General features: G+C 68.1%; 11 protein-coding genes. 5 read left to right on the forward strand and 6 right to left on the reverse strand.

The genetic code is table 11. From position 1 onward, the window contains the following. Nucleotides 1-79: 79 nt before the first annotated feature. From ACWD3H_RS46975 to ACWD3H_RS47000, 6 genes are all read right to left on the reverse strand, one after another. The gene (locus ACWD3H_RS46975; protein ID WP_355552436.1) at nt 80-451 is read right to left on the reverse strand and encodes a hypothetical protein; all 372 of its coding nucleotides are present in this window, start codon (nt 449-451) and stop codon (nt 80-82) included. 12 nt (nt 452-463) lie between these two features. Beyond that, a complete protein-coding gene (locus ACWD3H_RS46980) occupies nt 464-850 on the reverse strand; it encodes a roadblock/LC7 domain-containing protein (protein WP_451959703.1) in 387 nt (128 codons plus the stop codon). Between the two features lie 61 nt (nt 851-911). Next, the gene (locus ACWD3H_RS46985; RefSeq protein ID WP_451959704.1) at nt 912-1,790 is read right to left on the reverse strand and encodes a hypothetical protein; all 879 of its coding nucleotides are present in this window, start codon (nt 1,788-1,790) and stop codon (nt 912-914) included. 4 nt (nt 1,791-1,794) lie between these two features. Continuing rightward, nucleotides 1,795-2,241 (reverse strand): roadblock/LC7 domain-containing protein, encoded by a 447-nt coding sequence (locus ACWD3H_RS46990; RefSeq protein WP_355552444.1) that lies wholly within the window; start codon nt 2,239-2,241, stop codon nt 1,795-1,797. Nucleotides 2,242-2,319: 78 nt separating this feature from the next. Continuing rightward, entirely contained in the window at nt 2,320-3,540 is a 1,221-nt protein-coding gene (locus tag ACWD3H_RS46995) for a DUF4032 domain-containing protein (RefSeq protein WP_355552447.1), read from the reverse strand. A 97-nt stretch (nt 3,541-3,637) separates the two neighbouring features. Then, a complete protein-coding gene (locus ACWD3H_RS47000) occupies nt 3,638-4,285 on the reverse strand; it encodes a class II aldolase/adducin family protein (RefSeq protein ID WP_355552450.1) in 648 nt (215 codons plus the stop codon). Between the two features lie 331 nt (nt 4,286-4,616). On the opposite strand from ACWD3H_RS47000, the gene ngcE reads away from it, so the two are divergent. From ngcE to ACWD3H_RS47025, 5 genes are all read left to right on the forward strand, one after another. After that, nucleotides 4,617-6,071, forward strand: a complete 1,455-nt coding sequence (gene ngcE, locus ACWD3H_RS47005) for an N-acetylglucosamine/diacetylchitobiose ABC transporter substrate-binding protein (RefSeq protein ID WP_451959705.1) — start codon at nt 4,617-4,619, stop codon at nt 6,069-6,071. Between the two features lie 5 nt (nt 6,072-6,076). After that, on the forward strand, nt 6,077-6,988 hold the full coding sequence (locus ACWD3H_RS47010; protein WP_350930399.1) for a carbohydrate ABC transporter permease: 912 nt from the start codon (nt 6,077-6,079) through the stop codon (nt 6,986-6,988). Further along, on the forward strand, nt 6,988-7,893 hold the full coding sequence (locus ACWD3H_RS47015; RefSeq protein ID WP_355552459.1) for a carbohydrate ABC transporter permease: 906 nt from the start codon (nt 6,988-6,990) through the stop codon (nt 7,891-7,893). Before ACWD3H_RS47010 ends, ACWD3H_RS47015 begins: the two co-directional genes overlap by 1 nt. A gap of 108 nt (nt 7,894-8,001) precedes the next feature. Then, nucleotides 8,002-8,604 (forward strand): hypothetical protein, encoded by a 603-nt coding sequence (locus ACWD3H_RS47020; RefSeq protein WP_350930401.1) that lies wholly within the window; start codon nt 8,002-8,004, stop codon nt 8,602-8,604. Next, complete coding sequence (locus ACWD3H_RS47025; protein WP_451959706.1) at nt 8,591-8,881, forward strand: 4a-hydroxytetrahydrobiopterin dehydratase; 291 nt, start codon at nt 8,591-8,593, stop codon at nt 8,879-8,881. The genes ACWD3H_RS47020 and ACWD3H_RS47025 overlap by 14 nt, the downstream gene beginning before the upstream one ends. The last annotated feature ends 72 nt before the right edge of the window (nt 8,882-8,953 follow it).

Genomic DNA, 8,953 nt, shown 5'->3' on the forward strand with positions numbered 1-8,953 from the left:
CCCCGCCCCGTTACCCCGGGGGGGTTGCGCCCCGGCCGGGGCGCGCGCCCTTTCAGAAAGGGCACGGGCCGCGGCAGGATCAGACCTCGAGCCTCTCCTCGATGCCGCGCAGGACGTGCCGCGCGAGCGCGAGGTTGGCCCGGTTCCGGTCGAGGGCCATGTAGATGAACAGGCCTTTGCCGCTCCGGCCGGAGAGCGGGCGGATCACGTGGTACTGCGTGCCGAGCGTGATGAGGATGTCCTCGATGCCGTCCTTGAGACCGAGCGACTCCATGGTCCGCATCTTGGCCTTGACGACCTCGGTGTTACCCGCGGCCGCCACCTGGAGGTCGAGATCCTTGGAACCGCCGAGCGCGCCCAGCGCCATCCCGCTGTTGTAGTCGACGATGACCGCGCCGATGGCGCCGTCGATCGCCATCATCTCCTTGAGAGAGATGTCCATGTTGCCCATTTCTGTCTCCGATCACTGGGTTATCGACATGCGCGAGGTGATGGCGGCCAATCTGGCCGCCGTCTTGCGACCCTCCAGCCGGAGCAGCCCGAGGTTGGTCCCCGGGCGTGCCAGGACTGTGAGGACGATCTTGGGTCCGGCGGCGTAGCAGGCCGCGTAGCCGTTGGTGCCGGAGATCAGCGTCTCCTCGAAGGCGCCCTTGCCGGCCATGCCCGTCATCCGGCGGCTGAGGGCCAGGAGCGCGGAGGAGAGCGCGCCGGTCTGCTCGGCGGCGGTGTCGCGGCCCAGATCACTGGCCAGGGTCAGGCCGTCGACGCTGCACACGATGCTCCCGTCCACGTCGGGGATGCGCTCTCGCAGCAGCGCCATCTCCCGGCGTATCTCCTCACGCAGTTCCACCGGCACCCTCCTTCCGATCAGCTTCAGCGTCCGCAGCCTTATCGGCGGCATCGAACCAGGCTCAAGTCAGTGCCTCCAATGCGTTCCTGAGCCGGATGAGCAGGTTGACGTCGGTCGGATCCCCGGTGGCTCCGGGGAGCGACGCAGGCGTCGCCAGGGAGCCCGTTCCGGCTGCCGGGATCTCCGTGGCCCCCCTCGTCCGTCTCGGCAGCGGGTCCTGCGCGGCGGGTGCGGCGGCCGCGTCGGGTTCCGGGACGCGCAGCAGCCCACGGGAGGCGAGCTGCCGTACGGCGAGCAGCACCGAGTACGCCGGGCGGCCCAGCTTGCGTGCCAGGTCGGCCGGGGTCGCCGTGGAGTCGGCGCCGACCAGCACCTCCCACTGCAGCGAGCTCAGCACCACCCGCTGGGCGGTGATGCGCCTCCGCGGGACGACCGGGAGCGTGTCCAGCTCCGCGGACGGCCAGGTCTGTTCCAACTGCGCCTTCCTCCGCTTGCACTCCCGGAGCAGGCCGGCCGCGTCGAAGTACCACTGCGGTCCGAGCCAGTGCCGCTCTCCCCGCCGGAACCTGGGCCGGTGCCCGGTCGACTCCAGCAGGAAGTAGCTGGCGTCGAGCACCGTGCTCAGCACGCAGAACTCCAGCTCGCCCCTGGTGAGCAGACCCTGGGCGAGGAGCCGGTCGCCTCCGAGGATCTGCGGGGCGGCGACCGGCGGCTCGCCGCCCCGCAGATCCTCGGTCGCGGACTGCCTGGCCTGTCGTACGGCGTGGGCGGAGATCCCGCGGCAGGCCGCCAGCAGGTCCTCCAGCCGGGGGGCCGCCGCGCTCTCGGCATAGGTCACGCGGCCTTCGGTGAGATAGATGGCGCCCGCCTTGCCGAGGCGGAGCGAGCCGGTGGCGCGATCACTGGCGAGCCCGCTGAGGATGATCTCGACGCTCGGCACGGCTTCACGTCGATATCAGGCGGCCGGAAAGGGCCTGGAGGCGGTGGCGGGCCAATGCCAGGTTCGACCGTTCCAGGTCGAGCCTGACGTAAATGACCAGCGGGCCGTCGAAAAGCGTTTCCAACGGCCGCAGCAAATGGTGGCCGCCGTCCGTGGTTATGATCATGTCGTCGATCCGGACGGTGCCGCCCGGTGCGGTGACGGCGAGTCCGTCCAGCGTCGCGCGCAGGGTCTCGCTCAGCCCCGCGGCCGATCGCTCCACGTCACCGTGGCGGCTCGCGCCGCCGGTCGCCACGACCGTCCCGCTGGTCTGATCGATGAGGATCGCGTCCAGGGCACCGGGGATGGCCATTACCTCAGTGAGGCAGTCTTCGATTCCGAGCACGTGCTCTCCCTTGCCGGCGACTTCAGGCGTCGCCCGGTCAGCGTAGGGAAAGCCCTCGGGATCCATCCTTTCCAGCCAGTGCCTTGATAGGAAAAAGCGTAGGATTCACCAACCGAGTAGGAAGATATACACCCCGGGTGGAAATCAACCCGTTGGCTGGTCGGTGATAATCGCCTTTTCGTCCGGCTTGAAAACAAGAATGTTCTTCACATAGGAATTCACCGCGGCGGGCAGGCCGACGTCGTTCCCGGCCTCCTCCGACAGGAACCAGCGGTGGTCGAGCACCTCGTGGAAGAACTGGGCGGGCTCCAGCTTGCCGCGCAGATTCTGCGGGACGGCCTCCACCGTGGGCTGGAAGACCTCGGCCAGCCAGCGGTGGGCCACGATCGCCTCGTCCTCGTGGCGCAGGCCGTACGACACGCGGAAGCAGTCGAGGTCGTTGAGGAGCCGCCTGGCCTGGTTCTCCTCCACGTCCAGGCCGGTGAGCCGCAGCAGCCTGCGCTGGTGGTGCCCGGCGTCCACCACCTTGGGGCGGACGATCAGCCGCCCGGTGCCCGCCTTGCGGCGGACCATCATCTCGGCGACGTCGAAGCCCAGCGAGTTCAGCCGGCGGATCCGCTGGTCGATCATGTGCCAGTCGACCTCCTCGATGATGTCGTCGGAGGTGAGCTCGCCCCAGAGGCGGTGGTAGCGCTCGCAGACGGAGTCGGCGACCTGTTCGGGGTCGATGGAGGAGTGCAGCAACCCGCCCGCCTCCAGGTCGAGCATCTCGCCGAAGATGTTGGTGTGCGCCACCTCGATGTCGTACAGCCGCTGGCCCTCACTGATCATGGGATGCAGCTCACCGGTCTCGGCGTCGACGAGGTAGGCGGCGAAGGAGCCCGCGTCCCGGCGGAACAGGACGTTCGACAGTGAGCAGTCGCCCCAGTAGAAGCCGCTGAGGTGCAGCCGTACCAGCAGCACGGCCAGGGCGTCGAGCAGCCGGTTGAGCGTCTCGGGGCGGACCGTCCCGCACATGACCGCCCGGTAGGGCAGCGAGAACTGCAGGTGCTGGGTGATGAGTGCCGAGTCGAGCGGCTCGCCGGCGGCGTCGGTCCGTCCGGTGACCACCGCCACCGGCTCGACCGACGGGGTGTCCAGCCGGCTCAGGTCCCACAGCAGGCGGTACTCGCGCTTGGCGTAGTGCTCGCTGATCTCCTTGATCGCGTACACCTTGCCCGCCAGGCGGGTGAAGCGCACCACGTGCCGGGAGATGCCGCGCGGCAGGGAGACCAGGCGGTGCTCGGGCCAGTCCTCCAGCGGGACGTCCCAGGGCAGGCGGATGAGGTCCGGATCGCTCGGGGCGCCGGTGAGCTGGAGAGGCATCGGGTCAGTCCTCGCGATGGGGGTGTACGGGGCGGGGGCCGCGTCGCGCTCGGTCCTCGCGACGAGGGCGTACGGGCAAAGGGCGGTCGTGTCGCGGTCAGTTCCCGCGGCGGGGGAACGTGGGCGGATCGAAGGCGCGCCGGACCACCGCGGCGAGCTGTTCCTCGGTGAGCACGCGGGGCTCGCCGACGCCCTTGGCCCGCACGTAGACCTCGCAGAGCCACTCCAGCAGCCTGGTCGCCTCGAAGGCCCCGTCCAGGTCGTCGCCGATCGTGACCCCGCCGTGGTTGGCCAGCAGCGCCGCGCGCCGGTCCGCCAGCGCGGCCCGGACGGAGGCGGCGAGCTCGGGCGTGCCGTAGGTGGCGTATTCGGCGACGCGGACGGTCCCGCCGAGCAGCAGGGCGTTGTAGTGGATGGGCGGCAGTTCGCTCATGGTCGTGGCGACCACGGTGCCGAAGACGGAATGGGTGTGCACGATGGCGCCGGCCTCGGTTGTCGTATAGACCGCCAGGTGCATGGGGGTCTCCGAGGACGGCCGCAGGTCGCCCTCGACGAGGTGGCCCTCGACGTCGACGATCGGGCAGGCCTCGGGTTCCAGCCGGTCGAGGGAGACGCCGCTGGGCGTCACGGCGACGAGTTCGCCCGCGCGCACGCTGAGATTCCCCGCGGTTCCGACGACCAATCCGGTCGTGGCGGCCCGGCGGCCGTACTCACACAGCAGGCGGCGCTGCTCGGCCAGCAACATGCCGTCAAAAGTAGGGGCTTGCGGTACCGGGCGGCAAACCCTCATTATCTGGTCTAGACCGGTTGCCGCCCCTTGGCTGCCGGCGAGCACGGTTCCTTTATCTCCCTGGCGGTGATCGCGTCAATAATTCCAGGGAAATATCGGCCACTGTGTACCGTTCTGTCATTGAATTGCACCTCCTTGGCGTTTGCTAGCTAGCGGATAGGTCGCGAGGACATCACGGCTCGGTCTAGACCGGCCGGGAAGTCTTGACGCTGGACTCCGCGGATACGTACCTTCGGGCAAACGTTTAGGAAACTTTCCTAATTGATCCCCCGTTCAGGAGGGTTGCATGTCAAACTCGGTCGGTACGCCCGGAGACATCACCCGGCGGCAGCTGCTCCGCCGGATCGGCATGAGCGCTCTGATCGTCGGTCCAGGCGCCGGGTTGCTCAGTGCCTGCGCCACCGGTGGCGCGGCTCCGGCGGCCAGCACCTCGGCGGCCCCCTCCGCGGGTGGCGCGATCTCCGCGGCGAACCCGTTCGGCGTCGCCGCCGACGCGCCGCTTGAGGTCGTCATCTTCAAGGGCGGCCTCGGTGACAGTTACGCCACCGAGGTGCACGAGCCGCTGTACAAGAAGGCGTTCGCCCAGGCACAGGTCAAGCACGTCGCCACCCAGCAGATCGCACAGACCCTGCAGCCGCGGTTCGCCGGCGGCGACGTCCCCGACGTGATCGCCAACTCCGGCACCGACCTGATGGACAACGGCGCCCTGCAGCAGGAGGGCCAGCTTCTTGAGCTCACCGAGCTGTGGGACGCCCCCTCGATCGACGACCCGAGCAAGAAGGTCCGTGACCTGGTCGCGCCGGGCACCGTCGAGTCGGGTCTCCTCGCGGGCAAGCCGTACCTGATGAACTACGTCTTCTCCGCGTACGGCCTCTGGTACGACTCCGCGCTGTTCGAGAAGAACGGCTGGACCCCGCCGAAGACCTTCGAGGAGTTCAAGGCCTTCGCCGAGAAGGCCAAGGCCGCCGGGATCACCCCGTTCGCGTACGCGGGCAAGAACGCCGCCTACTACGCGTACTGGATGATCCTCATCTCCGCCGCGAAGATCGAGGGCAACCAGATCCTGCTCGACGTCGACAACCTCGTCGACGGAGTCTGGCAGCGCGACGCCATGAAGCAGTCCGCCGCCGCCTGGGCTGAGATCGCCAAATACATGGACAAGTCCTTTGAGGGCCTGATCCACACCGAGGTGCAGCTCCGCCAGAACCAGGGCAAGGTCGCCCTCTACCCCTCCGGTTCCTGGCTGGAGAACGAGCAGAAGGAGCAGACCCCCGAAGGCTTCAAGTACGCGCTGTCGCCCACTCCCAGCGTCACCGCGGCCGACAAGCTGCCGTTCGAGGCCATCCGCGCCGCCGCCGGCGAGGCGTACATCGTTCCGGCCAAGGCCAAGAACCCCAAGGGCGGCCTGGAGTACCTGCGCATCATGCTCTCCAAGGAGGGCGCGAGGGGCTTCACCGAGAAGTCCGGCAACATCACGGTGGTGACCGGTGCCGCCGACGGACTGGAGCTGTCGCCGGGCAACGCCAGCCTCAGCGCCGCGCAGAGCGCCGCGGGCCAGAACATCGTCACCTTCAGCAGCTTCGAGAACTGGTACAAGGAGTTCGAGACCGAGCTGCGCAAGCAGACCAACGCGCTCATGTTCGGCCGCATCTCCGCCGACGAGTTCTGCGAGAAGATGCAGAAGGCCGCCGACAAGACCAAGGCCGACTCGTCCATCACCAAGCAGACCCGGACGGTGTAGCCCCGATGCGGCAAGGCAAGTATCCGTTCATCGTCGGCTTTCTCGCCGCGCCGGTGCTCCTCTACGTGGTCTTCGTGGTCAGCCCGTACATCCAGGCTTTCTACATCGCGGTGACCAACTGGAAGGGCATCTCGGCGAACCCTCAGTTCATCGGCCTGGAGAACTTCGCCAGGCTCCTTGACGACGAGGTCTTCTGGGCTGCGGTGCGTCACCACGGTGTTCTGCTGCTTGTCATGCCGCTGGTCACCATCGTGATCGCCCTGTTCTTCTCCTTCCTGCTCAACCTGAGCGGCGGGCAGCGGGGCGGTCGGATGACCGGGATCTGGGGCTCGAAGGTCTACCGGGTGATCTTCTTCCTGCCCCAGGTCCTGGCCGTCGCCATCGTCGGCGTGCTCTTCCAGGCGATCTACCGTCCGGACGGGACCGGCGTGATCAACGGCCTGCTCGGCAAGGTCGGCATCGAACCGGTCGGCTGGCTCATCGATCCCGACATCGCCCTGCTGGCCATCATCGGCGTGATGGTCTGGCAGGCCGTCGGCTTCTACGTGGTGCTGTTCTCGGCCGGCATGTCCTCCATCCCCAAGGACGTGTTCGAGGCCGCCGCCCTCGACGGCGCGGGCAGGTTCACCCTGTTCTTCAGGATCACGATCCCGCTGCTCTGGGACACCATGCAGGTCGCCTGGGTCTATCTCGGCATCGCCGCCTTCGACGCCTTCGCCCTGGTCCAGGTCCTCTCGGTCGACCGCGGTGGGCCCGACAACGCCACGACGGTGCTCCCGATGGAGATCTGGCGCACGGCGTTCAACTTCTCCAAGTTCGGCTACGCGTCGGCGATGGGCGTGGCGCTGTTCTTCATGACCATCACGTTCGCCGCCCTCACCCTGCGCGTGACCCGGCGCGAGAGGATCGAGTTCTGATGGCCACGGACACGGCTCGCAAGCCCGCCGCCTCCCGCCCCGCCGCCCACGCGCGTGCCAGGCGGACCAGGGGCTCGCTCGGCCCCTTCGGGGTGCTCTCCCACCTCGCGCTGCTGGTCTGGGCGATCCTGATCGTCGGCCCGATCCTCTGGACGTTCCTGGCCTCTTTCAAGACCAACACCGAGATCTTCGGGGACGCCATCACGCTGCCCGCCTCCTTCGGCTGGGACGCCTGGGGCCGGGCCTGGGAGAAGGCGCACATCGGGCAGTACATGCTGAACACCGTCTTCGTGGTGGCGTGCAGCACGGCCGGCACCATGCTGCTCGGCTCGATGGCCGCGTACGTGCTGGCGCGCTACAGCTTCCCCGGCAACAGGGCGATCTACTTCCTGTTCGTGTCGGGGATGACGTTCCCGGTCTTCCTCGCGCTGGTCCCGCTCTTCTTCGTGGTGAAGAACCTGGGCCTGATCGACACCCACCTCGGCGTGATCCTGGTCTACATCGCCTACTCGCTGCCGTTCACCGTCTTCTTCCTGTCGGCGTTCTTCAAGACGCTGCCCACCTCGGTGGCCGAGGCGGCGATGATGGACGGCTGCTCGCACACCCGGACGTTCTTCCAGATCATGGTGCCGATGGCCAAGCCGGGGCTGGTCAGCATCACGATCTTCAACATCCTGGGTCAGTGGAACCAGTACCTCCTGCCGATCGTGCTGCTGTCGGGCAACGTCGAGGACAAGTGGCTGATCACCCAGGGCGTCGCCAACATCTCCACCAGCGCCGGTTACGAGGCCGACTGGCCCGGCCTGTTCGCCGCGCTGAGCATGGCCATCATCCCGGTCATGATCGTCTACATCATCTTCCAGCGCCAGATCCAGTCGGGTCTCACCTCCGGCGCGGTCAAATGACCGGATCCGGTCAAATTACCGGCTCCGGCGAGTAATCCCGAGAGCGTCGTCAGGAGTCGTTCATATTCGGAACGACTCCTGTCCCCTCTCCACGGAGAAACCCGACCCATGGCCCACCCCGACCAGGACTTCCCCTTCCCCTTCTTCGGAGCGGGGGAGGCGAGTTATTACATGTGGGCCGAGGTGCACGTCCGCTTCGCCCGGCAGCCCACGGCCTCCCAGTGCGCGGTCATCGTCGACACCGTCCCGGCACCCCTGCGCGGGGCGCTCGACTGGTGCGAGGGGCGCCAGCTCATGGTGGCCAGCGGCCTGTTCCTGCACGGTACGGTGGCCCGCTCCTACCCCGCGCTCGGCGGCGAGTCCGACCGGATCGGCGACGACGGCTGGCTGTACGCCGCGCCCTCCCGGATAGCCGCGCTCAACGCCGACATCGAGAGATGGCTGCTCCGCATTCACCGGGAGTGCCCGATCCTGGCCGCCTACCGCGCCGAGGACCCCGACAGCGGCGGCACCCGCCTGTCCGGCTGGCACGACTGGAGCCTGTCCCGGCTACCCGGTCTGCTGCCCGAGTTGGAGCCCCTCCTGGAGGGGACCAGCCACGCCACCGCCATGGCCCAGGGCATCATGGCCATGGCCCGGCGCGCCGGGAGCCTGCCCCGGCTTGGTGTCCTCGCCGGGGACGTGATCTCCTGGGAGGATGAACCTGCTTGACGACTCCGCGGTGGACGACCGGCTCACCGGCCTGCCCGAATGGCGGCGCGAGGGAGACGAGATCCGCCGGAAGATCACTGCCACCGACTTCCCGACCGCGATCCGCATCGTGGACGAGATCGCGGTCGAGGCCGAGAAGCTCAACCACCACCCCGACATCGACATCCGCTGGCGCACCCTCCACCTCGCGCTCAGCACGCACGACGCCGGCGGGCTGACGGAGACGGACTTCACCCTGGCCGCCCGCATCGACGAGATAGCCGCCGCCAACGCCTGAACGCCGAGCGGTTCGGCCGCGGGTATCGACGAGACAGCCGGTCTTCGTCTTCGCTCCCGGCCGGGAGCGAAG

Source organism: Streptosporangium sp. NPDC002607 (assembly GCF_053592655.1).